The 24,053-nt window shown below is 70.0% G+C and carries 26 protein-coding genes and 5 pseudogenes; 8 read left to right on the top strand and 23 right to left on the bottom strand.

What is annotated here, in order from left to right:
* The 3 genes and pseudogenes from ACZ7DE_RS38005 to ACZ7DE_RS37995 all read left to right on the top strand — a co-directional run.
* Positions 1–840 (top strand): DNA primase family protein (locus ACZ7DE_RS38005; RefSeq protein ID WP_470768960.1); only part of this gene is annotated, 840 nt, incomplete at its 5' end.
* Positions 837–1,238, top strand: a complete 402-nt coding sequence (locus ACZ7DE_RS38000) for a DUF6009 family protein (RefSeq protein WP_470768959.1) — start codon at positions 837–839, stop codon at positions 1,236–1,238. The genes ACZ7DE_RS38005 and ACZ7DE_RS38000, both read left to right, overlap by 4 nt.
* A 136-nt stretch (positions 1,239–1,374) precedes the next feature.
* Positions 1,375–1,888: pseudogene (locus ACZ7DE_RS37995) on the top strand (hypothetical protein); the annotation flags it as partial.
* Here ACZ7DE_RS37995 and ACZ7DE_RS37990 read toward each other — a convergent pair.
* From ACZ7DE_RS37990 to ACZ7DE_RS37945, 10 genes and pseudogenes are all read right to left on the bottom strand, one after another.
* On the bottom strand, positions 1,833–1,958 hold the full coding sequence (locus ACZ7DE_RS37990) for a hypothetical protein (protein WP_470768966.1): 126 nt from the start codon (positions 1,956–1,958) through the stop codon (positions 1,833–1,835). The pseudogene ACZ7DE_RS37995 and the gene ACZ7DE_RS37990 sit on opposite strands and share 56 nt — an antisense overlap.
* A 134-nt stretch (positions 1,959–2,092) precedes the next feature.
* Positions 2,093–2,638: pseudogene (locus ACZ7DE_RS37985) on the bottom strand (IS5 family transposase); the annotation flags it as partial.
* A gap of 435 nt (positions 2,639–3,073) precedes the next feature.
* Positions 3,074–4,615 carry a transglycosylase domain-containing protein gene (locus ACZ7DE_RS37980; protein ID WP_470768958.1) on the bottom strand — a complete coding sequence of 514 codons (1,542 nt, stop codon included), beginning with the start codon at positions 4,613–4,615 and terminating at the stop codon, positions 3,074–3,076.
* A 249-nt stretch (positions 4,616–4,864) separates the two neighbouring features.
* On the bottom strand, positions 4,865–5,533 hold the full coding sequence (locus tag ACZ7DE_RS37975; RefSeq protein ID WP_470768957.1) for a hypothetical protein: 669 nt from the start codon (positions 5,531–5,533) through the stop codon (positions 4,865–4,867).
* Positions 5,533–6,054, bottom strand: coding sequence for a SigE family RNA polymerase sigma factor (locus ACZ7DE_RS37970; RefSeq protein ID WP_470768956.1), 522 nt, complete (start codon positions 6,052–6,054; stop codon positions 5,533–5,535). The genes ACZ7DE_RS37975 and ACZ7DE_RS37970 overlap by 1 nt, the downstream gene beginning before the upstream one ends.
* 85 nt (positions 6,055–6,139) lie before the next feature.
* A complete protein-coding gene (locus ACZ7DE_RS37965) occupies positions 6,140–6,730 on the bottom strand; it encodes a hypothetical protein (protein ID WP_470768955.1) in 591 nt (196 codons plus the stop codon).
* A 114-nt stretch (positions 6,731–6,844) separates the two neighbouring features.
* Positions 6,845–7,138, bottom strand: coding sequence for an IS3 family transposase (locus ACZ7DE_RS37960; protein WP_470768965.1), 294 nt, complete (start codon positions 7,136–7,138; stop codon positions 6,845–6,847).
* Positions 7,139–7,272: 134 nt separating this feature from the next.
* On the bottom strand, positions 7,273–7,449 hold the full coding sequence (locus tag ACZ7DE_RS37955) for a hypothetical protein (RefSeq protein ID WP_470768954.1): 177 nt from the start codon (positions 7,447–7,449) through the stop codon (positions 7,273–7,275).
* A complete protein-coding gene (locus ACZ7DE_RS37950; RefSeq protein WP_470768953.1) occupies positions 7,446–7,589 on the bottom strand; it encodes a hypothetical protein in 144 nt (47 codons plus the stop codon). The genes ACZ7DE_RS37955 and ACZ7DE_RS37950 overlap by 4 nt, the downstream gene beginning before the upstream one ends.
* A gap of 193 nt (positions 7,590–7,782) precedes the next feature.
* A pseudogene (locus ACZ7DE_RS37945) lies at positions 7,783–8,796 on the bottom strand (PHP domain-containing protein); the annotation flags it as partial.
* 211 nt (positions 8,797–9,007) lie between these two features.
* On the opposite strand from ACZ7DE_RS37945, the gene ACZ7DE_RS37940 reads away from it, so the two are divergent.
* The 3 genes and pseudogenes from ACZ7DE_RS37940 to ACZ7DE_RS37930 all read left to right on the top strand — a co-directional run.
* Positions 9,008–9,919, top strand: a complete 912-nt coding sequence (locus ACZ7DE_RS37940) for an immunity 49 family protein (RefSeq protein WP_470768952.1) — start codon at positions 9,008–9,010, stop codon at positions 9,917–9,919.
* Positions 9,920–10,084: 165 nt separating this feature from the next.
* A complete protein-coding gene (gene ku / locus ACZ7DE_RS37935) occupies positions 10,085–10,996 on the top strand; it encodes a non-homologous end joining protein Ku (protein ID WP_470768951.1) in 912 nt (303 codons plus the stop codon).
* Between the two features lie 38 nt (positions 10,997–11,034).
* Positions 11,035–11,325, top strand: a pseudogene (locus tag ACZ7DE_RS37930) (helix-hairpin-helix domain-containing protein); the annotation flags it as partial.
* A gap of 203 nt (positions 11,326–11,528) precedes the next feature.
* On the opposite strand, the gene ACZ7DE_RS37925 reads toward ACZ7DE_RS37930, so the two are convergent.
* Entirely contained in the window at positions 11,529–12,215 is a 687-nt protein-coding gene (locus tag ACZ7DE_RS37925) for a ribonuclease FAU-1 family protein (protein WP_470768950.1), read from the bottom strand.
* A gap of 293 nt (positions 12,216–12,508) precedes the next feature.
* On the opposite strand from ACZ7DE_RS37925, the pseudogene ACZ7DE_RS37920 reads away from it, so the two are divergent.
* A pseudogene (locus ACZ7DE_RS37920) lies at positions 12,509–12,640 on the top strand (IS5/IS1182 family transposase); the annotation flags it as partial.
* Positions 12,641–12,653: 13 nt separating this feature from the next.
* Here the strand turns inward: ACZ7DE_RS37920 and ACZ7DE_RS37915 are convergent.
* The 11 genes from ACZ7DE_RS37915 to ACZ7DE_RS37865 all read right to left on the bottom strand — a co-directional run bounded on the left by ACZ7DE_RS37915 (position 12,654) and on the right by ACZ7DE_RS37865 (position 21,651).
* A complete protein-coding gene (locus ACZ7DE_RS37915; RefSeq protein WP_470768949.1) occupies positions 12,654–13,004 on the bottom strand; it encodes a hypothetical protein in 351 nt (116 codons plus the stop codon).
* A 285-nt stretch (positions 13,005–13,289) separates the two neighbouring features.
* Positions 13,290–14,033, bottom strand: coding sequence for an NUDIX hydrolase (locus ACZ7DE_RS37910; RefSeq protein WP_470768948.1), 744 nt, complete (start codon positions 14,031–14,033; stop codon positions 13,290–13,292).
* A gap of 99 nt (positions 14,034–14,132) precedes the next feature.
* Positions 14,133–15,305 carry a GNAT family N-acetyltransferase gene (locus tag ACZ7DE_RS37905; protein ID WP_470768947.1) on the bottom strand — a complete coding sequence of 391 codons (1,173 nt, stop codon included), beginning with the start codon at positions 15,303–15,305 and terminating at the stop codon, positions 14,133–14,135.
* A 9-nt stretch (positions 15,306–15,314) separates the two neighbouring features.
* Positions 15,315–15,857 (bottom strand): MaoC family dehydratase, encoded by a 543-nt coding sequence (locus ACZ7DE_RS37900; protein WP_470768946.1) that lies wholly within the window; start codon positions 15,855–15,857, stop codon positions 15,315–15,317.
* 11 nt (positions 15,858–15,868) lie between these two features.
* Positions 15,869–16,735, bottom strand: coding sequence for an HpcH/HpaI aldolase/citrate lyase family protein (locus ACZ7DE_RS37895; protein WP_470768945.1), 867 nt, complete (start codon positions 16,733–16,735; stop codon positions 15,869–15,871).
* Positions 16,732–16,986 carry an acyl carrier protein gene (locus ACZ7DE_RS37890; protein ID WP_470768944.1) on the bottom strand — a complete coding sequence of 85 codons (255 nt, stop codon included), beginning with the start codon at positions 16,984–16,986 and terminating at the stop codon, positions 16,732–16,734. Before ACZ7DE_RS37890 ends, ACZ7DE_RS37895 begins: the two co-directional genes overlap by 4 nt.
* On the bottom strand, positions 16,983–17,990 hold the full coding sequence (locus ACZ7DE_RS37885) for a beta-ketoacyl-ACP synthase III (protein ID WP_470768943.1): 1,008 nt from the start codon (positions 17,988–17,990) through the stop codon (positions 16,983–16,985). Before ACZ7DE_RS37885 ends, ACZ7DE_RS37890 begins: the two co-directional genes overlap by 4 nt.
* Positions 17,987–19,015 (bottom strand): 4-hydroxy-2-oxovalerate aldolase, encoded by a 1,029-nt coding sequence (gene dmpG, locus ACZ7DE_RS37880; RefSeq protein WP_470768942.1) that lies wholly within the window; start codon positions 19,013–19,015, stop codon positions 17,987–17,989. Before dmpG ends, ACZ7DE_RS37885 begins: the two co-directional genes overlap by 4 nt.
* Positions 19,016–19,017: 2 nt before the next feature.
* On the bottom strand, positions 19,018–19,887 hold the full coding sequence (locus ACZ7DE_RS37875) for an acetaldehyde dehydrogenase (acetylating) (protein WP_470768941.1): 870 nt from the start codon (positions 19,885–19,887) through the stop codon (positions 19,018–19,020).
* A gap of 58 nt (positions 19,888–19,945) precedes the next feature.
* The gene (locus ACZ7DE_RS37870; RefSeq protein ID WP_470768940.1) at positions 19,946–20,632 is read right to left on the bottom strand and encodes a 2-keto-4-pentenoate hydratase; all 687 of its coding nucleotides are present in this window, start codon (positions 20,630–20,632) and stop codon (positions 19,946–19,948) included.
* 302 nt (positions 20,633–20,934) lie between these two features.
* Positions 20,935–21,651, bottom strand: a complete 717-nt coding sequence (locus tag ACZ7DE_RS37865) for a PIG-L deacetylase family protein (RefSeq protein WP_470768939.1) — start codon at positions 21,649–21,651, stop codon at positions 20,935–20,937.
* Between the two features lie 403 nt (positions 21,652–22,054).
* Between ACZ7DE_RS37865 and ACZ7DE_RS37860 the strand changes: the two genes are divergently transcribed.
* Positions 22,055–23,185, top strand: a complete 1,131-nt coding sequence (locus tag ACZ7DE_RS37860; RefSeq protein WP_470768938.1) for an XRE family transcriptional regulator — start codon at positions 22,055–22,057, stop codon at positions 23,183–23,185.
* A 54-nt stretch (positions 23,186–23,239) separates the two neighbouring features.
* Here ACZ7DE_RS37860 and ACZ7DE_RS37855 read toward each other — a convergent pair whose 3' ends face one another.
* The gene (locus ACZ7DE_RS37855; RefSeq protein WP_470768937.1) at positions 23,240–23,971 is read right to left on the bottom strand and encodes a prepilin peptidase; all 732 of its coding nucleotides are present in this window, start codon (positions 23,969–23,971) and stop codon (positions 23,240–23,242) included.
* Between the last annotated feature and the right edge of the window lie 82 nt (positions 23,972–24,053).

The raw sequence follows: 24,053 nt of genomic DNA, 5'->3' as shown, positions 1-24,053 counted from the left end.
GTCACCGGCGACGTCGGCGGCCAGGTCCTGCCCTTCCTCTTCGGCTCCGGCAAAAACGGCAAATCCGTCCTGCTGGACGTGCTCATGAAGCTCCTGGGCGACTACGCGGACGCCAGCCCGCCCGGTTTCCTTATGTCTCGTCCCTACGAAGGCCACCCCACCGACCTCGCCGAACTTCACGGACGGCGCGTCATCGTCTGCTCCGAGGTCAAACCAGGGGACAAGTTCGACGAAGCCCGCGTGAAGCTCCTGACCGGCGGCGACCGCATCAAGGCCCGCCGCATGCGGCAGGACTTCTTCAGCTTCGAACCCACCCACAAACTCTGGCTGCTGGCCAACCATCGCCCGGAGGTCGGCACCGGTGGCTTCGCGTTCTGGCGCCGCATGCGCCTGATCCCGTTCGATCGGGTCGTTCCCGACCACCGCAAGATTGACAACCTGGCGGACATCCTCGTCACCGAGGAAGGCCCCGGCATCCTGGGCTGGCTCATCGACGGAGCCCGCCGCTACCTCGCCGGCGACCGGGACTTGACCGGCCCCGAGCGAGTCCGGATCGCCACCAGCACGTACGCCGAGACCGAGGACCACACCGGGCGCTTCTACGAGGAGTGCTGCACCCTCGGCGCCGAACTGCGCGCGCCGCAGACGGCGCTCTACGCCGCCTACAAACTCTGGTGCCAGAGCGAGGGTGCACCGGCCATGTCCTCTCGTGCGTTCGCCTCCCGCACCCGGGAACTCGTAGGACTGGCCTCGCCCAAACAGATGATCCTGTCCAACCAGCGCAAGCACTACCCCGGCATCGGCCTGCTCACCGACCAGGAGAGGGACCCCAGCACATGAGTTCCCTGATCACCGAGGACGAGATCAGCCACGAAGCCGACATCGTCTGGCTGGAAGACGTAGACCACCTCGGCTACGTCCGCCAAAGCCTGGACCGCCTGCCCACCCGCAAAGGCCGCCCGGCCTACCACCGCGACGGCCGCATGGTCGGCTACGCCCTCCTGGCGCCCACCGCCAAACCGTCCCGCGCCTCCGGCACCTTCCGCCGCCGCGTCTTCTGGCTCCTGCCCCACGACCGCGACAGCCAGCCCGAAGGCCTCTACGCCAAGAGCGCCCCCGCTGAAGCAGTCGACCCCCGTACGCTCGAACCCCGGATCAAGGGATACAAGACGGAACGCTCTGAAGGCGGGCCCCCATCTACCGCCATGCAGGAACTTGGCATAACGCTGCCTCTGTGAACAGCAGAGTCGGGAAGCCGCGCCCAGGGAATGACGTTATTCCGAATGCCGTGTGCGGATTCCGCTGGTCAGGCATGAGATTGCGGCTGTGGCGGGAGTCTCGACTCGCTGCTGATCGAGTCGGTGGGGGTGGCGGATGCCGTCGATGCGGGCGGTCCTGGAAACGCGGCGGAAGGCCGCTGCCGTGCGGGTGGATGAGCTCGAATCCGAACTGAAGCGGGTGCGGGCAGCCTTGGCGGATGCCGAGGAGGTTCTCAAGCTTCGGACGATCGGCCTCGAGCAGTATCTGGAAGCGCTCGCCAAGGAGGAAAAGCCGGCCGAGACAGTCGTTGGCCCGTCGTCGAGGAGGCCGGTGGGCCCGCGCCGTGCGGTGCCGCATCGACAGAATGCGGCCGGGGTCGAAGACCTGTCGGTGGACTACCAGGCGGTGATGGCAGCCGCGGCCGAGGCTGGGAACGACAGGCTGGGTGCCCGGCGGGCGGCCGTTGGTGCTTGGCTGGGACAGTGCCTCGGCCTCACGCGTCGAGGGTGCGAGAGCACGGCTGAAGAGGCTGGTGGAGCGGGGCTGGCTGGTGGAGACGAAGCCCGGGAGGTTCACCCTGCCGTCAGGGGTGCAGGCCGACGAGATCGTGCGGCCAGGCGGCGGCTCATCAGGGCGGTCAGCGACCGGCGGATGACGGCTTCGCTCGTGTCGGGGCGGCGTTCGTAGTCCCTGACCAGGCGGCGGCTGCGCAGAAACCACGCAAAGGACCGTTCGACGACCCAGCGGCGGGGAGGGCCTGGGAGCCTCGGACGTCCTCACTGCGGCGGACGATGTCGAGGACGAGGCCGAGGTGCTGGCTGGTCCAGTCGGTGAGGTGGCCGGTGTAGCCGCCGTCGGCCCAGACCCGGGCCAGCCGCCGAGAGCGGCCGGCCGCCGCTGGCAGAAGGGACCGGGCGCCGTCCCGGTCGGTCACGGACGCGCGTGTGACCAGCACCGCCAGGAGAAGTCCGAGTGTGTCGGTGAGCAGGTGCCGCTTGCGACCGTTGATCTTCTTGCCCGCGTCGAAGCCCCGTGAGCCGAAGGTGACGGTGGCGTCTGCCTTCACCGACTGCGAGTCCACGCCCCCCGCGCTCGGCTCGGTGCTGCGGCCTTCGCCGGCGCGGACGGCTTCCCGCAGCCGGTCGTGCAGCTCGGTGACCAGTCCCGTGTCCCGCCAGCGGGCGAAGAAGGCGTAGACGCGCGGCCAGGGCGGGAAGTCCGCGGGCATTGCCCGCCACTTGATGCCGTTGTCGACGAGGTAGCGCACTGCGTCGATCATCTGCCGGTGGCAGTAGCCCTCCGGACGCCCGCCGCGGCCCGAAAGCCAGCCCGGCACCGGCAGCAGGTCCCTCACCACGGCCCACTCGGCATCGCTCATGTCCGAGCCGTATCGGGGCCGGCGCTGCGGCCGGTCGACCACGTTCCCGAACCTGTGGGCGAGGCAGTCACACCCACGAGTGGACGAACTGGACTCGGCGACCACGACCACGCGACACTTCGACAACAGGGCCTCTTGCTTCTCGCTGGACTCGACATCCGCGAGCTACCAAGAGGCCCTTCCTTCATGCACCCGCCCCGGACAACTCACCCGAACCAGGCCCCCGTTCGAACCTGCCCGACCGCACGAGCGGATAGAGAACAGGCAGTTACGCTCCCGCTTTGCCGGCCGTGCGCATGCGCCCGGCCGGCAAAGCAGTCGAGCGCCCCATCAAAGCCGCGGCGTCGGCCGAACAGGGCTGGTGGGACAGTGTCCTGCCCGACTGCTGGCTGCTGGTCGAATGGCCCGCGGAAGGGGCCGGATTCGCCCAATCTGTCAACGCTGCGAAGGCGCTTGGCTGGACCATATGTCTGCTGCGATTTGAGTAGCCGCCGCTTGCGGGTGTCTGCCGGTGAGTGAGGTGAGGAGGGCGGGGGCGGCGGGGTGGTTACCCTCGGCGGGATGTTCGGCGAACAGGGCAACGCTGAGGGCGAGTCGGGAGCTGTAGGTGGCGGACCAGGCGGTACGGTCAGCGGCTCCACCAGTGTGACGTGCGGCGCGGTAGTCCGGGGTGAACAGGCCGCTGGCTGCTACTTCGGTCGTGGCTCCGGTGATTGCTGGGTGGGTGGTCGGGCGCGCTATGTAGACGATTTTTCCACCGCGGGTGATCTTGGTGATGGTGTAGGGGGTGGCGTAACGGCCGTGGGCAGCCAGAGCAGTGTAGGCGGCGGTCACCTGGACGGGGGTGGCGGTGGCATCGTGCCGGAGTTGGTCCAACGGGGGTTTGAGCTGGGCGGTGCGCAGGGGATCCAGCGCAGTGCCGGTTTCGATGTCGCCATGGAGGGCGTCGTTGAAGGGCTGGCGGGCGTAGTCGGCGCCGCCATATAGCAGCCTGATCGCCCCGTCTCCCGGGACTATGGCGACGATCGCGGCGTGCAGCCGAGTCTTGCCTGGTTTGCGATGAGTACGGTCGATGATATCGGTTTGGTCTTGGATGCTCTGAGTTGCCTGGTCTTGGAGGGTGAGGTCGAAGGTGGTGTGCACGGTGTAGCCGCCGCGGGCCAGCTCATCTGGGCTGATGTGCAGCCGGTTGGTAGCTTCGGCGGTGGCCGCGTCGAGCAGGTACTGGCGCTGTCCCTCGGTCTGGCCTGGCGGGTAGAAGCGCAAGGCCGGGAACACCGCGCGGGCTCGCTGACCGGAGGTGATGGCACCCGCTTGGGCCATGCCGTTGAGTACCCATTCCCAGCGACCCTGCAGGGTGGCGGTGACGTTCGGGTTGGCCCCGGCCCGTTCGTAGTACGAGGGCAGGTTGATGATGGCCGCGAGGGTGGCGCCCTGCGCCAGACTGAGCTGGTCGGCGTCGATTCCGAAGTAGTTGCGGGCAGCGGCCTGGATACCGGCCGCGCCGCGGCCGAAGTACACGGTGTTCAGGTAACCCTGCATGATCTCGTTCTTGGGGCGGGTGCGGTCCAGCTTGACCGCGATCAAGGCCTCTTTGGCCTTGCGGGAGAGCGACTGCTCCGGGGACAGCAGAGCGTTCTTGATGTACTGCTGGGTGATGGTGGAACCGCCCTGGCGGGCGCCGCCAGTCACTGTGGCCCATGCAGCGCGGGCGATGGCGGTGGGTGCGATGCCGGAGTCGGTACGAAACGACCGGTTCTCCGCGGCAATCACCGCGTCCTGTACGTGCCGGGGTACCCGGGTCAGCGGCACGTCCTGCCGGTCCACCGGGCCCCTCCGCCCCAGGTAGTCGCCGTCCGCATCAAGAAACACGGTGCTCTGCACCACCGCCTCCGGATGTGGGGCGGGGATATCCACCATGACGTATGCCGCAATCACCGCCCCGCTCAAGCCCACGGCCAGCACCAACAGCAGCATGGCTAGTCGTCTGAGCCATCGCCTGTGAGGCCGTCTTGGCGCTACTGCGGGGTTGCGAGAGGTACGGCGTGGTCGACGATGCTGTGGCTGTCGCGTGAACTGACTCAAGAAGCGGGGCATACGGAAGCCTCGGGTGTGAGTGGGCCAGTCGGCCGGGAATGGGCAGGGCACTTCGCTGCCAGTGCTCAATGAATCCGGCAGGGTGAGCAGCGGCCCATGGGTGACAGACGCGCGACGCGGGCTTGCCGGTTAGGGGAGGGTGAGGGTGGCGATGGTGTGGCCTGCGGTGTCCTGGACGGTGACGCTGTGGACGAAGTTGTGCTTGAAGTCCTTCTTCTTGGGCCCGGTGGGCAGCGGGCTGGTGGCGTACCAGGCGCCCCAGCCGGGCTGGCCGGCCAGGTGGACCACGCGGCCGGTCACCGTGCCCTTGTCGGTGACGACCTGCACGCTGGCCGCGTCGCCCTTGCCGTGGTAAATACCGGACAGGAAGTAACGGCCTTCGACCGGCTCGAACTGCAGGCTCACCCCGGGCTGGCTCATGTCCAGGTTGCCGTCGACGACGCTGCGGAACTGGTTGGCCTGGGTGGGGGTGGACCAGTGCTTGCCGTCCTTGGTCAGCCACAGCTGCACCTTCGGCGCGGCCTGCACCCGCTCACCCGGCGCCACCACCCGCACCGACGACGCGGTAGCGGCTGGTTGCCCGACGGTCTGGGAAGAAGGGGTGGCGATGTGGACGGCGGTGGCGGCCAATGGGATCAGCAGCAGTCCGCAGGCGGTGGCCAGCCCTGTGGTGAGACGTCGCTGCCGGGTGCGGCCTGCCTTCTCGATGGCGGCCAGCGGCACTGGGGAGGGGGTGATGTCGTAGGCGGCGTCCGTGAACAGCTGCCGCAGCCGCTCGGTATCGGGGCGGGAACTCATCAGTGGGCTCCGGAAGGGAAGGCGTCGGAGGCGAGGGCAGGGTGGCTGCGCAGGGCGGCAAGGCCACGCCGCGCATGGGTCTTGATCGTGCCCAGTGAGCAGTTCAGCACTGCCGCGATCTCTTGATCGCTCAGGTCCTCGAAGTAGCGCAGCACCATCACGGTCCGCTGTCGGGTCGGCAGGGTCGCCAGTGCCTGGGTGAGGGCTGCGCGGTGCTCGGTGATCTCGGCGTGTCCGTCGTGCGCCCGGTGCACCGTCTCGGGGAGGAACGGCATGAGCAGATGAGCCACACGCTTCTTGCGGATCCGGCTGAGATTGTTATTGACCAGGGCCCGGCGTAGGTAGGCATGGACCTCGTCGCGGGGGATGCGCCGCCAGCGGGCATACATCTTGGTCAGCGTGGTCTGTACCAGATCTTCTGCCTCGTGGAAGTCGCCGGTGAGCATGTGCGCGGTACGTACCAAACGAGGCCAGGCCGCCGCGGCGAAATCGGCGAACTCGCCATGACTCTCGTCCGTCACAATTGCTCGTTCCTCAAGGTGATGGGTAAAGGCGTGTCGTGCGGTGGGGCCCGGTGTGTCCGGGCCCCACCAGAGTCGCACGCGGTTAGGGGAGGGTGAGGGTGGCGATGGTGTGGCCTGCGGTGTCCTGGACGGTGACGCTGTGGACGAAGTTGTGCTTGAAGTCCTTCTTCTTGGGCCCGGTGGGCAGCGGGCTGGTGGCGTACCAGGCGCCCCAGCCGGGCTGGCCGGCCAGGTGGACCACGCGGCCGGTCACCGTGCCCTTGTCGGTGACGACCTGCACGCTGGCCGCGTCGCCCTTGCCGTGGTAAACGCCGGACAGGAAGTAACGGCCTTCGACCGGCTCGAACTGCAGGCTCACCCCGGGCTGGCTCATGTCCAGGTTGCCGTCGACGACGCTGCGGAACTGGTTGGCCTGGGTGGGGGTGGACCAGTGCATGCCGTCCTTGGTCAGCCACAGCTGCACCTTCGGCGCGGCCTGCACCCGCTCACCCGGCGCCACCACCCGCACCGACGACACCGCCTTGGCAGCCCTTGCGGACGAAACTGCCCCGGTCTTGCTGGCGGCCGCAACTGTGGCCTTAGCGGGAGACGCGAAGGCTTGGGCCATCGTGGGCGCCCCTACGACCGCGGCCGCGATTGCCGTGGCCGCCACATACTTCTTGATCCGTGTCATGGACGGAACTCCTTGCGGATGGGAATGAACAGGGTGGAGGGCGCCTCTCCATCCTCTTAAACCCACCCACCACGAACCTGGATGACACGGGCCGCTGTTTTTTTGCGCTGCCTCCTATGTCTCGCACGGTCTCCAGTCGGCCGCCCGGTATGGGTTCCGGCGGGCGCTGCGCCCGGCCGGCGGCTGGTGGTTGCGCGATCGAGTGGAGGGCATCGTGCCGGTCCGTAGAGGGCCCTTGGCTCTGCTCACGCCGCGCAGGCCGTCGGCACGCATGAGCCGTTCCACGGTGCAGCGGGCCACCGTCCACTCCTTGCGCAGCAGCGCGGCATGGACCTTGCGGGCGCTGTAGACACCGTAGTTGTCGGCATGGATCACGCGTATCTCCTCGGTGAGCTCCGCGTCACGCAGGCTGCGGGCAGAGGGCGGCCGGGCAGCGGCGGAGTAGTAGGTGCTCGGCGCGATCTCGGCGTCCGTCCCCTTCAGAGCGGCACAGATCGGCTGGACGCCGAACTCCCCTTTGTACTGGTCGATGTAGGCGACCCTCAGCGCAGTGGACGGTCCAGCTCCGCGGCGAAGAAAGCCGAGGCGGACTTCAAGATGGCGTTGGTCCGGCGTAGTTCCTTCACCTCGCGCTCCAGCTCCGCGATCCGGGCGGCGTCGGCGCTGGTGGTGCCCTCACGCAGGCCCTCGTCGGCTCTGCCCGCTTCACCCAGGTTCACAGGGCCTCGGGATGGACGTCGAGCTGCTCGGCGATCCGCCGGATCGCACCGGTCCGGCCGGCGGGGTCCTTGCGGGCCTCCATCACCATCCGCGTCGCACGCTCACGCAACTCGTCGGAGTACTTCTTGGGCGCTGCCATGATCGGCATCCTTCCGGGTCTTCGATGTCTCCATCAAACCCGGGGCGATTCACCCACCCGGGCTTGAGTGATACAGCGCGACGGCATCGGCCCGGAACTCAGGCGAGTACTTCGACGTCCCCAACGGGAACTCCTGTCCTATGGATCATCGTGATCCAATGATCAGGGTGTCCACGCTCAAGGGGAAACGCCCCGCAGGCTCGTCGGTGTCCAGGCCGCGGGCGACCATCCCGGTCTCGCACCGCTGCCGCAGCAGCCGCATTGCTGAACCGCGCTCGGGGCCGGCGCCGACGACGGCGGGTTCGGGGAAGTGGGGGCGCCCGAGCCCGAGGTCGGCCGGGGTGAGGGTGCAGGACTGGCCGGTGGCCTCGGTCTCGGCCAGCAGACGCATGGCCCGGGCGGGGTCGTTGCCGACGGCCCGGGCGAGGCGGTCGGCGGCCGCCGTCATGGCGGCCGGGCCCTTCAGCCAGCGTTCGTCGCCGTCCAGATGCCGACGGTCGACGGGCCGCAGCAGCCGGGCCGCGTCGAGCACGTCGGCCAGCCGGTGCTGTGCGGGGTCGGCGTAGCGGACCGCGTTCGTCAGCACCGCCCGCACCCCGAGCTGATCGGCCAGGCCCACGGTGCGCGCGGCCAGCCGCAAAGAGCCCGCACCGGTGCCCTGCCGTCCCAGGTACACCGCTTCCAGCCGCAGCTGCTGTCCAACCAGATCGCGCCACGGCGCGAGCAGTTGCTCGGCGACGTCGGGGCGGCCGGCGGACAGGGCCCGCACCGGCTCGGAGGCCGGGCCGAGCAGCACCACCAGGTCCTGGTCGGCGTACGCGCGCAAGGTCGACCAGGACACTGTCGGCGGCGCACTGCTGGCCTCGGCGTGCGCGGCGGACACCAGACGGCACAGCCGCGCCCACCCGGCCGCGTTCTGCGCGAGCAGGGTGATCCGCAACGGCGGCTCCATCACGTGCGCGCCGCCGCGCACGGGAGTACGCGGCCGGCCGGCGGCCGGGTCGGGCGAGGTGAGCGGGGCGACGGCGACGTCGACACCGAAGACGGGGCGGATGCCGGCGGCCGCGGCGGCGGTGGCGAAGCGGACCGTGCCCGCGACGGTGTCCCGGTCGGTCAGCGCGAGCGTCGTCATCCCGCGCTCGACGGCCCGCTGCACGAGAGCGCCGGGGAGGGAGGCGCCGTAGCGGGCGGAGTAACCGGAGGCCACTCGCAGATGAGTAAATCCACGGCCCGAGCCTCCCGTCTCTCCTTCGCCCCTCCCTGACCTGCGTCCTCTTCAGGCATCCACCATAACTCGAAATCGCACAGACGTGCGAACAGGTGGAGGGGCGGATCGATCGCCAGGGATGCAGCGGGGTCTGGCTGGTGAAGGCCGGATGGGCACTGGGCTGTCGGTGGTCACTGCCAGGATGGCCCGCATGACGATCAACGAAGTGACCCGTCACGCCGTGACGCAACAGCGCATCGAGCAGGCCCTCGACGATATGGACGGCCGGGCCTTCGACCGGTGGCACGACATGGTGTGGAGCGCGATGCCGCTACGGCAAGGGCTCAGGGAACTCGGTGAGGAACTGGCCGACCACCTCGGCGCACGCACCGTGTCCGACCCCGCCCTGCAGCGGCCCGACTCGCGCGCCGCCCTGCTCACCGCCGCCGAGTGCGCCATGGGCGTGCTGAGCCTCGCCTGCTTCCCCGACGGCGACTTCGAGATCCCCCTCCCACTGACGACGAAGACCCTCAGCAACCAAGGGCTGCACTACGAGGAGAGGTACGAGCCGACCCACCCAGCCACCACGGCGCGGACGTGGACCGACGCGTTCGAGTGGTCCGTCATCAGCGGACTGATAGGACACAAAGACCGGTTCATCGGCCCCACACTGCTCCGGGACTACGCGCCGGCCATCCGGGACGGCGTTCCCTACTCGGAGCGCGAGTCGGTCTCCGAACCCGCCGATCTCGCCGAGATGGACGCACTGTGCGGCTACCTCGACGTCCCCGAGGGGGCCTACCCCGGCCCGGCGCCGCTGGCCAAGCCGGACGCAGGCCACCGCACGCGCGCGGCACAGCAGCTCGACGCGGCTGGCACGCTCACGCCCGACCAGCGACTCCTGCGCGTCCTGCTCGACGACGATCAGGCCACCTTCGAGCACGCCCTCCACAATCGGCTCGTCGCGCACCGCGAAAGCGTCGACGCCGATCCGGCCGCCAGGAGCCTGCTGCCGGTGGGAGCCGTCAACATGGCCGCCCTCGCCCACACCGCACACGGCTGGCAGCTCAGCATCCGCTCCGCCTACCTACCCGAAGCGCTGGTGAGCGTCCCAGCGCAGTGAACGGCGTCGAGCACGCCGGTGAGCCGCCGCGCTCAGCACGACCTGGTCCCCACGGTTGGTCCTGACCGCCTTCCTGACGGCCTTTGCAGATGCGGCGGCCCGCTGTGCGGGTCGCCGCGGCCGCTCCTAGGCTGGTGGTGCTCGGGGCCGTCGCGGAGATCAGCCATGCCCCGAACCATTTGGAGCAGTGCCATCTCGTTTGGCCTGGTCACGGTGCCTATCCACGTCCAGTCCGCTACCGAGAACCACAGCATCCAGTTCCACCAGTACCACCTGGAGGACATGGGGCGAATCCGCACCCGCAAGGTGTGTGAGGTCGAGGACCGCGAGGTGTCGAACGCGGAGATCGGCAAGGGCTACGAGCTCACCAAGACCCAGGTCATCCCCATCTCCGATCAGGAGCTGCGCGACCTGCCGCTGCCCACGGCGAAGGCCATCGAGATCGAGGCGTTCGTGCCGTTGGACTCCGTGGACCCGATCCGCATCGCGGAGGGCTACTACCTCGCACCCGACGGGCAGGTCGCGGCGAAGTCCTACAAGCTTCTGCGGCAGGCGCTGGAGCGCTCGTCGAAGGTGGCCGTGGCCAAGTACGCGTGGTCGGGCCGCGAGCGCCTGGGCCTGCTCCGGGTGCGGGACGACGTGATCGTGCTGCACGCCATGCGCTGGCCCGACGAGATCCGCGACCCCGCCGAGCTGCTCCCGCCGCCGGTGGAGGTGTCCGACGACGAGATCGAGGGCGCGCTCGCCCTGATGGAGACCATGGCCCGCGACGACCTCGAGGGCGAGGACTTCAAGGACACCTACACCGAGGCCATGGCGAAGATCATCGAGTCGAAGCGGCAGGACAAGCCGCTCCCGCAGGCGCCGGAGCCCGAACAGCCGGGTCAGGTCCTCGACCTGATGGCGGCCCTGACCGAGTCCGTGGCCAAGGTGAAGGCGTCCCGCGGCGAGGACACAGACGTGCACGAGCTGCCGAAGCCGAAGAAGAAGACGGCCGCGAAGAAGACCGCCGCGAAGCAGCCAACGCAGAAGACCGCGGCCAAGAAGACGTCGGCGCGCAGGCCACGCTCGGCCTGAAAACAGCAGCCGGCTCCAAACCGGCCCGAGGGCGCACTGATCCGGGCATGTGGCCGCGCCGGGTCATCGTCGCCGACGCCCGCCGCCACGGCATCGCCGTGCTGCCCGTCGACGTCAACCGCTCCCGCAAACAGCACAGCGTGGAGCAGACCGGGCACGGCTGGGGAGTGCGTCTGTCGTTCTCCACGGTCAAGGGCATCAGCGAGGCGGAGACCGCCCGCCTTGCGACCGGCCAGCCCTACACCGGACTGCAGGATCTGTGGCTGCGCGCCCGCTCATCCCTGCCGCTCGCACAGCGCCTGATCCGTATCGGCGCCCTCGACGCCCTCTGCAGCTGACGGAGGCGGATCGCCGTGTAGGCGGGGAAGCTCACGGGGCTTCCCTTCCGGCGCCGGCCGTCTCGATCTCACCGCGCTGGCCGCATCGGCTCGGTGGGGCCGTCACGACGCGATGAGCCTCCACGACCACTCCCCAGGTCTGCGCGGGAACCCTGCTCGCCGGACCCCGCGGGATCGGAGCAGTAGAAGCACAATCAGCCGCCCTCTGGTGTAATCCTCTCCGCGGCCACCGTGGGCCAGGGTAGGCGCGGCGTAGGCCAGGCCGGCTCCCACGCCCAGGACGCCCACCACTCCGCGTGCGCGAAGACACCTGCACGGTCGGCGAGCATCGCCAGCACCTGGGCACGGGCGTCGTCGACGGCCTCGTGCTCGGTGTCGGAGATGATGCCAAGGCGGCGCACGTGCGCGTACTCGTCTTCGTCCTTCCACTCCCAGCCGGTGAGGTCGGGGTGGATGACCAGGTCCACGGTGAGATCGAAGGTGTCGAACCCAGCCTCAGTACGGCGCGTCGGGTGCTCGAAGTTGACGTACCAGTTTCGCAGTCGCCGCCCGGCGCCGTCGGGGACGAAGAAGGCGTTGACGCTGAACCAGGCCGCCGGAGGCTTCCACAGAAGTAGGTCGGTCTCCTGCCACACCGCGTCCGCGAGTTCCCACCGGCCGGTCGCCATCGCCTCGAACGCCTCCGTGCGCACCGAGCGGTCCCTGTCCTCGCGGGCCTTCGCGTACAGGGCGGGCCAGCGGGCCTCTGCCCCGGGCGCGCAGGCGGTCACCAGCGCCTCGTCGGTGTCCGTGAGAACCCGCAGCGCCTGCTCACTCCATACCCGGCCCGAGCGGTGCACGTCGCGCCGTACGACCGTCTCGCCCGTCTCGAAACCTCGCACCACGTCCTCCTCCACCGGCCACGGTCGGGATATCCGCCCAGGCTTGCCCGCCTCAGCGCGCACCGACCGGAGTGGGCAGGCCGCCGTCGGGGGCAGCTTGCCCAGGGTTGCCTTGGGCTTTCCCGCTCTCAGATCGCCAGGGCCAGCCCATGCGGTCGTCACTGATATCCGTGCCGGGCTTGTTGTCATGAGTGCCAACGCTGAAGATCACGCCGTTCCGCGTCGGAGCAGCCTACGGGGCTCTGCCTGCACGATCAGTGCTGCTTGACGCCGAGGCTAGGCAGTGTCTCGAACGCAACACGGTCGAGCGGTGTATCAACCAGCTGAAGCAGTGGCGCGGCATCGCGACCCGCTACGAGAAGACCGCCACGGTCCACCACGCCGGGCTCCTCATCGCAGGCATCTTCCTCTGGTCCGCCCGCTGAACGAACCAGCAGATCACGGCCGGAGGCATTCTCCTTGCGGATCGAAGCAGACGAGTCCGTGCTCGCGAGCCAGCGTAGCGGCGCACTCGGACACTTCCTCCGCCTTGCCATAGGACATGAGCAGGTACACGATCGGGCCCGATGCCTCCTCGATGACCGGCTGGGACGCCCAGACGACACTGTGATCGACGTCGTCCGGATATCGCGCGACGAGCGCTTCCACATACGCCACGATGCGCGGCGCCGGAGGCACGACGACATCGTCCGACTCCAGGTAGCGCTCGTAGAGCTCGTCGTAGGTCAAGCCCGCTTGGCGGTCGTTGAGTGGACGGTCGCCGTCCCACACCGCAAGGTCATAACTCACAAGCGCATCGTCGCAGGCTGCGGTCCCGTTGGCGCCAGCAGGCCCTGAGATCGAACTGCCACCAAGTGATCCGTAAGAGAGCTGGCGAGCCGGGAGGCGGTGAGCCTTGCCGACCGCCGGGACGCGGCCGACATGATGGCGGTTGGCCTGGCGAGTGCTCTCGAGCCCCCGGTGGTCGCCCCGGCCCGGATCGGGACGGTTTCGGTGTATCAGCCGGAGAACCGGGCTTCGTGCGCAGGTTCCAGCCCCGGACACGGGCGGAGGTGGGCCTGGCACGACATGCGGTTACAGGAGTATCCGTGCGTAACGGTCGACGAGGGGTTCGAGGTAGTCGGCGTGCGGGCCGGCGAGGGTCGTGAGGTCGGCCGGGCTGCGGAGGAACGTGATCTGTTCGAGTTCGGGGGCCTGGCCGACGGCGGTGGTGGCGGAGATGACCGCGGCGAACCGTTCGTTGAGGACCGCCTTGGGCTGGGGCGGGGCGGCGAAGTGGATGCCGATGTTGCCGTAGTTGCCGCGGGTGACGGCCCACAGCGTCAGGTCGTCGGGGGCGGCGTCGACGCCGAGTTCCTCGAGAAGTTCGCGCGCTGCGTTGTGGCGCAGTGACGCGGTGTCCAGGAGCTCGCCGGCGTCGGGGGGCTCGACCGATCCGCCAGGCAGATGCCAGCGGCCGGGGTGGGCGGTGGCGGTCGACATCTGGGCGACCAGCAGGGCTCCGTCGTCGGTGGGCTGGAGGACGTCGACGAACAGGGACGGCAGGGCGGTGGCGCGGGGCACCCGGCGCAGGGCGAAGTTGCGGTAGGTCACGCGGGCCCAGCCGAGGAGGAGTTCGTGCGGGTGGGGCCGGGTGAGGCTGGTGCAGGCGACGACGGGACCGTCGAAGAGGGCGCGGTTGTGGCTGGCCAGTTCGTCCCAGACGCGGTCTCGTGCCGCTCGGTGTTCGGCGGACAGCTGCGGCGGTGTCTCTTCGACGAGGCGGAGCTCGGTGGCCTCGATGACGTCAACGGGCGGGGGCGTTGAAGGCTGGGTCACCGCCGCAGGCTGTCACACAGGACACCCCGTTCACACGGGGTTGTCAGTTTCGTTTAGAGAAGTCGAACCCTGGGTGGTGCTTCCTGACCGGGTGGCGGGTCAGAAGTGCTCGGCACACCAAAGTTCGTGTTCCGTGGTGCTTCGGATGAGGGTGGCCAGGCTCTGTTCGTCGGTGGCGCGGACCCCGGCCATGGCGGCGGCGACGGTGCTGCGGTAGCCGCCGGCGTACCAGAGAGTGGCCTGGCGACGGTTGAGCGTGACCCGGGGTTCGGTGGTGGTGGGCTGGAGTTCGGCTGCGCCGTGCGCGATCTGCAGGAGGTAGCGGTCGGTATGGCCGTTGCCCTGTTCGACGCCGATGGGGAGGGTGGTGTTCAGGTCGGTGGGCCAGCCGCGCAGCCGTATGGCTTCGGGCAGGTCGAGGATGCGCAGCATCCAGGGGTGCCAGGCCTCGGCGGTGGCGTCGCCGTAGCGGTGGAGGCCGTGGAGGAGCAGTGGGTGGGGTGGGAGGCTGGTGCGGTGGAAGGTGATGGTGGGGATCCGGCTGTTGTGGCGGCCGAGGAAGGCGAGCATCGCGGAGGCGACGGTGTCGTCGGCGGCCCAGAAGTCGTGGACGTCCAGGTGTGCACCGTGCCTGTCGTGTCGGCGGGTGGCCAGTGACAGGTAGCCGGCCGTGGGCTGGCCGGGGCGGTTGAACCGGTAGTAGGTCAGGTCGTGCTGGCGCTGTTTGTGGGCAGTCCACCATGGGGGTCGCAGGAGCGTGCCGTTCCAGCGCGGGGCGAGGCGCCGCTGGAGTTCCTCGCTGCCCGGGGTGATGCCGTGCTCGATGGTGAGGTCGCCGGGGGCGAAGTCGCGTTTGAGGGCGTCGGCGTGCACGGACCAGGAGAACACCGGGACGGGTGCTTCCCAGCCCATGCGGCGGGCGTAGCCGTTGGAGGAGGTCCACAGGGTGGCGAGGACTGCGCCACGCTCCTGGAGGGGGCGGATGCGGTCGTTGAGCATGCGGACGGTCAGGCGGTCGCCGCGGTGTTCGGGGGCGACGCATCCTGAGCCGAGGCAGGCGCTGGGGACCGGGCGGCCGCCGAAGTGCTGTGCGATGAGCATGCTCAGCCCGCCGGCGATGACGCGGCCGTCGTGGAGGGCGACGCGGATGTCGGCGTGCTGGGCCAGCTGGGTGACGTCGTCGACGCGGCGTCCGAAGGCTCGGGTGGCGAGGGCGTCGTACTCGGTCAGGAGGGTCTCGTCGGCGGGGACGACGGTGATGGTCTCACCCATGAGCTGCTCCTAGTAGTTGGTGGCGTCGCGGACGGCGGGGGCGTCGGCGGGGACGAAGAAGGTCCGCTGGAAGACGATGACCCGCTGGTGGTCCTGGTTGAAGCCGCTGATGTTGCAGGTGACGACGCCGTATTCGGGGCGGCTGCGGGACTGCCGGGCTTCGGTGATCTCGGTCTGGGCGTAGAGGGTGTCGCCGACGAACACGGGGTGTTCCAGGCGCAGTGCGTCGAGCGCGAGGTTGGCGGTGGTCAGGCCGCTGGTGCTGCGGACGCTGGCGCCCATGACGATCCCGAGGGTGACCATGCCGCAGACCAGCACCCGGTCCCTGCCGAGGTGCTCGCAGAACTCGATGTCGGAGTGGATCGGTGCCACGTTGCCGGTCAGGGCGAGGTTGAGGACGTGGTCGGTCTCGGTGACGGTCCGTCCGGGCCGGTGCTCGAAGATCTGGCCGACGACGAAGTCGGTGAGCCCGGCTCCGACGTTCTCCCTGAAGCGGGACTTGCCGACCTCCCGGTAGCCCTGCGGGGTCGTGGTGGCGGTGCTCGTGTTCATGGGTAGCTCCTTCAGCTGCGGGAGGCGGGTGACGCGGACGCGGCGGCCTGGTCGACGACGGCTTGGGCGGCGGCGACCAGGGGCGGGCCGACCATCTGGCCGCCGACGGTGGTCACGGCCGCGGAGGCTTGGTGGCCGGCGGCGACGACGGCCTGGGCTGCGGCGATCTCGTCTTCGGACGGGGTGAACGCCTGTGTGATGACGGGGATCTGCCGGGGGTGGACGGCTCCCTTGCCCTGGAAGCCGAGGGCCCGAGCGCGTTCGGCCTCCCGGCGCAGACCCTCGAGGTCGCGGACGTCGAAGTAAGGGCTGTCGATCGCCGGGATGCAGGCCCCGCTGGCGGTGTTGGCCACGGCGGACCGCGCGTACAGCAGGGCCTCCCAGGTGCGGGCGCAGCCGGTGAGGGCGGCGTAGTCGGCCGCCCCGAACAGCAGGCCGCCGAGCCGGTCGGCGGTCACGATCGCGGGCAGCCGGTCGATGGCGCGCGGTGTTTCGATCAGTGCGTAGATGACGGGTGCGTGCTGGTCGGTGTCCAGGGCGCCGGCGACGACCTCGATGTCACGGGCGGACTCCACCTTCGGGACCAGGACGATGCCCGGCTGGTGGGTGTAGCCGGTGATGGCGGCGAGGTCTCGTATGCCGTCGGCGGTGACGGGCGTGTTCACGCGCAGTCCCAGCACTGGCCTGCTGGTCGCCGCCGGGTGCAGGAAGCGGGCGGCGGTCGCCCGGGCGGTCGCCTTGTCGGCGGGGGCGACGGAGTCCTCCAGGTCCGCCAGGGCGACGTCGGCACCGTACGACTTGGCCTTCTCGAACCGGTCGGCGTTCAGCGCGGGTGTGATCAGCCAGGCCCTCAGCGGCTGCGGTGCGGGCCGGTTCACTGCTGCTCCTGCGTGGCGAGCTGCTGCTCGATGAGCGTGTTCAGGGCTGCGACGGTGGAGGCCTTGTTCAGGACGTCGTCGCCGAGGTGGACGCCGAGCCGCTCGGGCAGCAGCTCGGCGAGTTCGGCGAGCGCGAGCGAGTCAAGGCCGGCGTCGTTGAGGCTGGCGTCCGGGCGCAGGTCGTCCTCGCTGATGCCCAGGTCCTCGACAAGGATCCGGACCAGCTTCGGGTTCGCCTTGTAGGTGGTCATGTGCGCTCCATGGCGGTGTCGTGGTGCGGGTGGGCGGCCGGTTTGAGGTCGGGCCAGGTGACGGTGGTGGCGCCCCAGGTCAGTCCGGCGCCGAACGCGGTCAGGCAGACGCGGTGCCCGGGCTGGAGGGTGCCGTCCGCGGACGCCTGGGCCAGGGCGAGGGGGATGGATGCGGCACCGGTGTTACCGACGTACTCGATGTTCTGCACCCGCCGGTCGGCGTCGATCGTGAGGTGGCGGCCGACGGCGGCGGTGATGCGGGCGTTGGCCTGGTGGGGGACGATCCGGTCGACGTCCGCGAGGCGCCAGCCCGCGAGCTGGACCGCTTGCCGGGTGACGGCGGACATCCGGTCGACGGCGTGCCGGAACAGAGTCGGGCCCTGCATCGTCATGTGTCCGCCGTGCGGGACGACGAGGAGGTCGCGGCGGGCGCCGTCGCTGCCGAGCACCATCGGTCCGAGTGCGCCGGGCTCGGTGGCGGTGCCGGAGCGCAGCACGACGGCCCCGGCGCCGTCGGCGAACAAGGGGCGGGTGGTGCGGTCGTCGGCGGCCGGCAGTCGGGACATACGGTCCGCTCCGATGACCAGGACCCTGCGGGCCGTTTGGGTGGTGATGAGGCCGGCGGCGGTGGCCAGGGCGTACACGAAGCCGGTGCACACGGCGGCGACGTCGAAGGCGGCTACACCCCTCAGGGCGAGTCGGGCGGCCACCGACGGGGCGGTGGCCGGCATCAGGTGGTCGGGGGTGGTGGTGGCGAGCACCACGGCGTGGACGTCGCTGGTGCCGCAGGACTGCAGTGCCCGGGTGGCGGCGGCGACCGCCAGGTCCTCGGTGGACACCCCACGGTCCGCGATGCGCCGCTCCCTAATCCCGGTCCGGGTGCGGATCCACTCGTCACTCGTGTCCAGTACGGCGCACAGTTCTTCGTTCGGCACCGCCCGGGGTGGGAGTACGGCGCCGAGCCCGCAGATCACGGCGGCCCGGCCCGTCTGGGGGCTGGTCATGCTCCCGCCCGGGTCTTCAGATGGAGGGCGGTCTTGGCGATGAGGTCTTCCTGTCCGGCGACGACACCGCGCTGCCCGAGCGCGAAGAACAAGTCGACCGGATTGACCTGCTCGCGTTCGGCGACCTGAAGGACCGGCTTCTTGAAGCCGGAGAACACCCCGGCCAGTCCGCTGACCAGGCTCACCGAGTCGATGATCGGAGGGGCGGGCATCAGCTGCTCGTGGGCGATATCCGCCGCGTGCAACAGTGCCTTGAGGTCGATGCCGGTGGCGTAGCCGAGACGCTCCAAGACCGCCACGACGACTTCCAGCTGGGTGTTGCCGGCCCCGGCGCCGAAGCCGCGTGCGCAGCCGTCGATGACGGTGGCGCCCGCGGTGACCGCGGCGACCGAGTTGGCGACGGCCATGCCGAGGTTGTTGTGCCCGTGGAAGATGACGGGCACGTCGACCGCCGCGGCGATCGCGCTGATCCGCTCGCTCACGTCGGCTGGGAGGTAGTAGCCGGCGGAGTCCATGATGCCGACCGCCTGCGCTCCCCACCCGGCCATCAGGGCGCACTGCGCGGCGAGTTGGGCGGGGCTGGCCATGTGGCTCATGAGCAGCACGGCCTGCGCCTGAACGCCCATGTCCCGCAGTTCGCCCAGGTGCCGTTCGGTGATGTCTGCCTCGGTGCAGTGCGCGCCGATCCGGGCGACGTCCACGCCGTGCGCGACGGCGTTGCGCAGGTCGTCGGAGGTTCCCCAGCCCGGGACCATGAAGACGCCCATCTTGCTGTGGGTGAGGGCGTCGCGGACGGTGCTGAGCATCTCGTCGTCGCTGAGGCGGGCCCGGCCGATCTGGAGCGACGACGCCCCTAAGCCGTTGCCGTGGCCGACCTCCACCACGGGGACGCCGGCCGCGTCGGCGGCCGCCGCGTAGGCGCGCAGCTGTCCGGCGTCGAGCTGGTGGCGTACGGCGTGGTGGCCGTCGCGCAGGGTCGGGTCGTAGATCAGGATCCGGGTGGGTGCGATGGGTGTGCTGGTCATGGTCACAGGGCCTTTCCGGTGGCGCGCTGCTCGGCGAGGAGGACGGCGGCGGCGTTGATGATGTGGAGGTTCCCGGCGTGTGCGGGCAGCCGGCCGACGGTGGCGGTCACCTCGGCGGCCACGGTGGCCTGCCCGTCGGTGACGTGGCAGGAGGTGATCGTGAAGCCGGGGGTGCACCACGCCTGTGCCTGCCGTTCGGCGTTCTTCAGCGCGGCATGGACGCGCGCCGGTTGAAGGCCGGGCGCTTGGACGGTCATCGCGACCCGGAACGGCGGCGGCGGGACGGCGGGGCTGATGTTGACGAGGACCTTGGCCTGCTCGGCACCGGTGAACGTGCGGATCGCGGCCTGGGTGGTGGCGATGTACTCGTCCAGGTTGAGACGGGTCGCACGTCCCACCGTGGGGCTGGCGACGGTGGTGACCACCTCGATGTAGGTGGCCGCGATGTCGCGGGTGATGGCGTGCAGGACAGGGATGGAGGCCTGCCCGCCGCAGCTGATCAGGTTGATGTGGCCGTAGTCCGCGGCGTCCAAGCCGTTGACGGCGGGCACCACCGCGATGCCCAGGCTGCTCGGGGTGAGGTCGACCAGCAGTGGCGCCGCGCCCGACAGGGCAGCCGCGTGGGCGGTGTGCGCGGCCGCGGACGTCGCGTCGAAGACGACGTCGAAGGGGCCGGCATCGACCAGCGCGGTCACCCCTCCCGCCGAGGTCGCGCATCCCACGTCTGCCGCGCGGCGCAGGCCCAGCGTCTTGGGGTCGCGTCCGACGACCAGGCGGCAGTCCAGGTACGGCGAGGCCTGGAGCTTCTCGACCAGGTCGAGGCCGATCAGCCCCGCCCCCAGGACCGCGACGTTCAGTGACTTGGTGGTCATGATCACGTTCCTCGAAAGGTGAAGAGGACGAACATGTGGGTGTGCAGAGGTGTCCGGGTCACACGGCCCGGACACTGACGGGCGGCAGGTGGGGCGAACTGGCCTCGATCACGGTGCCCGGGCGCAGCGGGAGGCTGGCGTGCACGGCCCCCGCCAGGACCAGGTCGCCACGGCGCAGGCCGGCGCCGTAGCGGTCGAGCTGCCGGACCAGCCACACCACGGAGTTGAGCGGGCCGCCGAGAACAGCGGAGCCGGGCGCGCTCACCACGACCTCGCCGTCCACACGCACGGTGATCATCTCGGAGTCGAGATCGAGACCGGCGCGCAGCGCAATCTCCGGTCCTGGCACGGCCCGGGCCGCGGCGGCGTTGTCCGCGACGCTGTCCTGGAGCGTCATCCGCCAGTCGCCGTAACGGGTGTCGATCACTTCCAGTGCGAGGAGCACCTCGCTGACCGCCGCCCGCACCGCGTGCGCGTCGATGTCGGGGCCGTGCAGGTCCGAGCCGACACGGAAGGCGATCTCCGCCTCCACCCGAGGCATCACGAGCTGGCTCAGAGGCAGGGTGCTGCCGTGGGGCAGGAGCATGTCGTCGAGCAGAACACCGGAATCGGGCTGGTCCACCCCGATCTGCTGCTGCATGGCCAGCGAGGTCAGCCCCACCTTGTGCCCGGCGATCCGCGCGCCGTGGACCAGCCGCTGCTGGACGTTGGTCCACTGGATCCGGTAGGCGTCCTCGATGGTCAACCCAGGACGGCGGCGGGTGAGGTGCTCAATCGTCTGGCGGGACCGTTCCGCCGCCAGCAGGTCGCTCGCGGCTGCGGCCAGCCCGGCGTCCTGGAGCCGGCCGGGAGAGGTGAAGACCGCCAGGGCCCCGAGTACCGGAGGCCACGAGCCATCGCGTTCCCCAGCGCCACCGGGCAGGCGGAGCTCCGATAAGGGTGACGCGGCGGTGGGAGGGTGAGGCGTCGTCATGCGTGCTCCTCTGCGGAGTTCGGGGAGGGCCGAGGGTGGCGGCGGCCGCTTGCCGGGGCCGGCGACCGGAGGGATCACTCCGGGGGCTGGTCGCACGAGGGCGGCCAGGGCAGGGCGCCGAGCCGCAGGACGGCGAAGGCTTCGCGGTGGCTGCCGGTGGTCATCGCGCCGCGGAACCGGGCGAGCGCCAGTCCACCCGGCCCGGCGTAGTCCGCCTCCCCTTCCCCCTTGACCTGGGTGGCGTAGCAGGCGAGCGCGGACAGCTTGGCCTCGACGTCCGATGGCTGCAGGCTCTGGAAGAACGCGGGCACGCAGATCGGCGACCAGACTTCGTATCCGAGGACGGTGGCGACCCAGTGCCGTGGTCCGGCGTCCGGGTAGCTGCGGCTCGCGCCCTTCTCCAGCGCGCGCCACACCAGCAGGTGGGCCTGCTGGTGATCGTGGGCGGCGTCGGCCGCATGAGGGATGTAGACGACCTCCGGGCGGATCTGACGCAGGATGCCCAGCACGCTCAGGAACTGGTTCCGCTCCCCCGGGTCGAGACCGCCGTCCGGGAGACGAAGGAAGTGGACGTTGCCGGCGGCCACGCCCAACTTGCCCGCCGCTGACTCGGCTTCACGCTCGCGCACCGCTCCCGCCTGCTGCGGAGTGGCGCCGCGAACGCCCTGCTCCCCCGACGTCAGGAATACGATGTGCACGGTGCGGCCCATCGCGGTGAGATGGGCGATGCTTCCCCCGCACCCGAGCGTCTCGTCATCTGGGTGGGGTGCGAAGACCAGGGCATCTGTCACTTGTGACCTCGCCGAAAAAGGAGTGGTGACGGCTGGCTCCTGCCGGGCGCGCACGGGCCCGGGCGGGCAGGGCCGCCGCTGGGCCTTGTCACCCGGCGGCGATTCGTTCCACATCCAAGATGGGCTCAACTGTTCGATGCCGTCGACAGTTTGAGGGGGGTCCCGCAGGGGGTCCCGTTATGCCGAGCAGTAACCGCTCACGAGCGCTGAGTGCTTGACTGCTGTCGTGGCAGCATCCTCCCCGCACCCGCTCGCAGTTGCCCGCCATGCGGCTGGCAAGACGATGGACGAGTTCGTGGCCGGCATCCATGCCGCGGCTGGTCGCCGTGGCCTGCAATCAGGAACGGACGAAGCACGGGTGCGTAAATGGCAGCGCGGGGTCAAACCGAACGCGGAATCCCAGATGTACATCGCCGAGGCCCTGGACTGGCCCGCAAGCATCGTCCGGGCCGATGACTGGCCGCACTGGCTGCCGCTCACCGCCAACGGGGTCACCCCCTTCGGCCCCCACAGCTCCGTGCCCGCCCTCAGAGAGGCCCTGCTGACCGCAATGGAACGCCGAAACTTCCTGACGATCACCGGCACCGCGTTGTCCGCCCTGGCAGCAGACTGGGCCAGCGGCTCCCACGACACGCTCGCTCAGACCCAGGACGGTAAACCGGTCGGCGAGGACCTCGTCGCCTTCCTGGAGACCTCCACACGGCACCTGGCCGCTCTCCCCACCGAACAACGGCAGCACACCCCGGCCCTGCTGGACGCCCACCTGGCCACCGTCACCGACCTCCTCGAAGGCGGCCGCTGCACGCCGGGCATCAAGCGGCGCCTGCACACCCTCGCGGCCTCCCTGGCCCAAACGGTCGCCTGGCACCGCTTCGACCTGGGCCACCACACACACGCCAGCCAGCACTGGATCGCCGGCCTGCACAACGCCCATGCCGTCGGCGACCGGGACATGGGCGCCGGCCTCCTGAGCGACCTCGCCTACCAGGCCGCCTGGCGCAGCCAGCACGCCACGGCAGCCCACATCCTCCAACACGCCCTCACCCGCGCCCAGAACCCCGCCGCCCGTAGCCTCCTCCAGCTACGCCTCGCCCGCACTCTCGCCGCCCAGGGCGAACGACGTGCCGCGCTGCGCGCCCTTGCCGCGGCGGAGAAACACCTGGGCGACGCCGGCACCGACCGGCCCGCCTGGTGCGCTTGGGTATCAGACGCCGACCTCGCCGTGGACTCCGGCCAAACCCTCCTCGACCTCGGCGACATCGGTCGCGCCCACCAGCTCATCACCGAAGGCGAAGGCCTGCTGCCCCCAGCCCGCGATAAAACCCGTGGTGTATTCCTTGCCTACCGTGCCGCGAGCTACCTCGATCTGAAGGAACCCGAACCCGCCGCGGCCGCCGCCACCGAATCCCTGATCCTGGCACGTCGCATCGGAGCACCCCGCTGCGTGCAGCTCGTCGACGACCTTCTCCCCCGCTTCCAGCCCTACCGGGCCGCCCAGGGGGTGCCGGAACTCCTCCAGCTCACCGCCGCATAGCTGGAACGGGCGGGCACCCGATCCAGCGGCCCTTGTGCTCCGGGAACCCTGGGTTCAGCAGGCACGTGACCCCAGAAGTACGCCGGCCAACGTCCCGGCGAGCAGGAACGGGCCGAGCGGGATCCTGCTCGTACGGTCGGCGCGGCCCGCAAGCATCAGGCTGGTGCCGTACAGCGCGCCGAGCAGGTACCCCACGAAGGTTCCGATCAGGACGATGGCCCAGCCGTACCAGCCCAGGACAGTGCCCAGTACGAGGGCGAGTTTCACGTCGCCGAACCCGAAGCCCTTGCTGATGAGGAAGAGCAGGAAGTAGCAGGCCCCCAGAATGAGGGAGCCGAGCGTCGCAGACGTCCAGCTGCCGCCAGCGTCGGGCAGCACCGCGGCAACACCGAGGAGCACGAGCGCTGCCGCGGCAAGTGGCAGGGTGAGTACGTCGGGCAGCCGGTGTGACGCGAAGTCGACGACGGCGAGCAGTACGCAGGCCGGGGCGAGCAGCAGCCAGACCACCAGCTCGGGACGGGCCCCGGTGGCCGCCGCCAGAACAGCGCAGACGACGGCGGAGACGGCGGCGACGGGGGAAGTGCCCGGGCCGTAGGAGTCGCCACCGGTGCACCGGGCCCGCCCCAGCCAACCGCCGGTGATCCCGGTGAGGGGGTGTCCGTCAGGACACATTGCCCGCCACGGCTCCTCGGGCGGCACGGAGAGCCGGTACGCGGCGCGGGGTATGAGCAGGCCCGCGCCAGCACCCCACAGGACGGCTATCACGGTGATCCAGAACGTCTCCACCGGACGGAGCCTAAGCTCCGCTTCGTGTGCGCGTGGGTCTGGCCGGCCTCGCTTGGGGCAAAGCGTGGAGGCCGATAGGTAA

It is taken from the genome of Streptomyces sp. NPDC037083, from assembly GCF_055606485.1.
Note: the sequence above shows the minus strand (reverse complement) of the source record. Positions and strands in the feature narration are given on the sequence as shown.

What these genes read in the sequence shown, in the direction of transcription:
- ACZ7DE_RS37975 (WP_470768957.1), bottom strand. Translation starts at nt 5,533, where the DNA reads ATGAGTTCCCGCCCCGATACCGAGCGGCTGCGGCAGCTGTTCACGGAC.
- ACZ7DE_RS37950 (WP_470768953.1), bottom strand. Translation starts at nt 7,589, where the DNA reads ATGGCAGCGCCCAAGAAGTACTCCGACGAGTTGCGTGAGCGTGCGACG.
- ACZ7DE_RS37885 (WP_470768943.1), bottom strand. Translation starts at nt 17,990, where the DNA reads ATGACCAGCCCCCAGACGGGCCGGGCCGCCGTGATCTGCGGGCTCGGC.
- ACZ7DE_RS37905 (WP_470768947.1), bottom strand. Translation starts at nt 15,305, where the DNA reads ATGGGTGAGACCATCACCGTCGTCCCCGCCGACGAGACCCTCCTGACC.
- ACZ7DE_RS37860 (WP_470768938.1), top strand. Translation starts at nt 22,055, where the DNA reads ATGTACATCGCCGAGGCCCTGGACTGGCCCGCAAGCATCGTCCGGGCC.
- ACZ7DE_RS38000 (WP_470768959.1), top strand. Translation starts at nt 837, where the DNA reads ATGAGTTCCCTGATCACCGAGGACGAGATCAGCCACGAAGCCGACATC.
- dmpG (WP_470768942.1), bottom strand. Translation starts at nt 19,015, where the DNA reads ATGACCAGCACACCCATCGCACCCACCCGGATCCTGATCTACGACCCG.
- ACZ7DE_RS37940 (WP_470768952.1), top strand. Translation starts at nt 9,008, where the DNA reads ATGACGATCAACGAAGTGACCCGTCACGCCGTGACGCAACAGCGCATC.
- ACZ7DE_RS37875 (WP_470768941.1), bottom strand. Translation starts at nt 19,887, where the DNA reads ATGACCACCAAGTCACTGAACGTCGCGGTCCTGGGGGCGGGGCTGATC.
- ACZ7DE_RS37890 (WP_470768944.1), bottom strand. Translation starts at nt 16,986, where the DNA reads ATGACCACCTACAAGGCGAACCCGAAGCTGGTCCGGATCCTTGTCGAG.
- ku (WP_470768951.1), top strand. Translation starts at nt 10,085, where the DNA reads ATGCCCCGAACCATTTGGAGCAGTGCCATCTCGTTTGGCCTGGTCACG.
- ACZ7DE_RS37965 (WP_470768955.1), bottom strand. Translation starts at nt 6,730, where the DNA reads ATGACACGGATCAAGAAGTATGTGGCGGCCACGGCAATCGCGGCCGCG.
- ACZ7DE_RS37980 (WP_470768958.1), bottom strand. Translation starts at nt 4,615, where the DNA reads ATGCTGCTGTTGGTGCTGGCCGTGGGCTTGAGCGGGGCGGTGATTGCG.
- ACZ7DE_RS37900 (WP_470768946.1), bottom strand. Translation starts at nt 15,857, where the DNA reads ATGAACACGAGCACCGCCACCACGACCCCGCAGGGCTACCGGGAGGTC.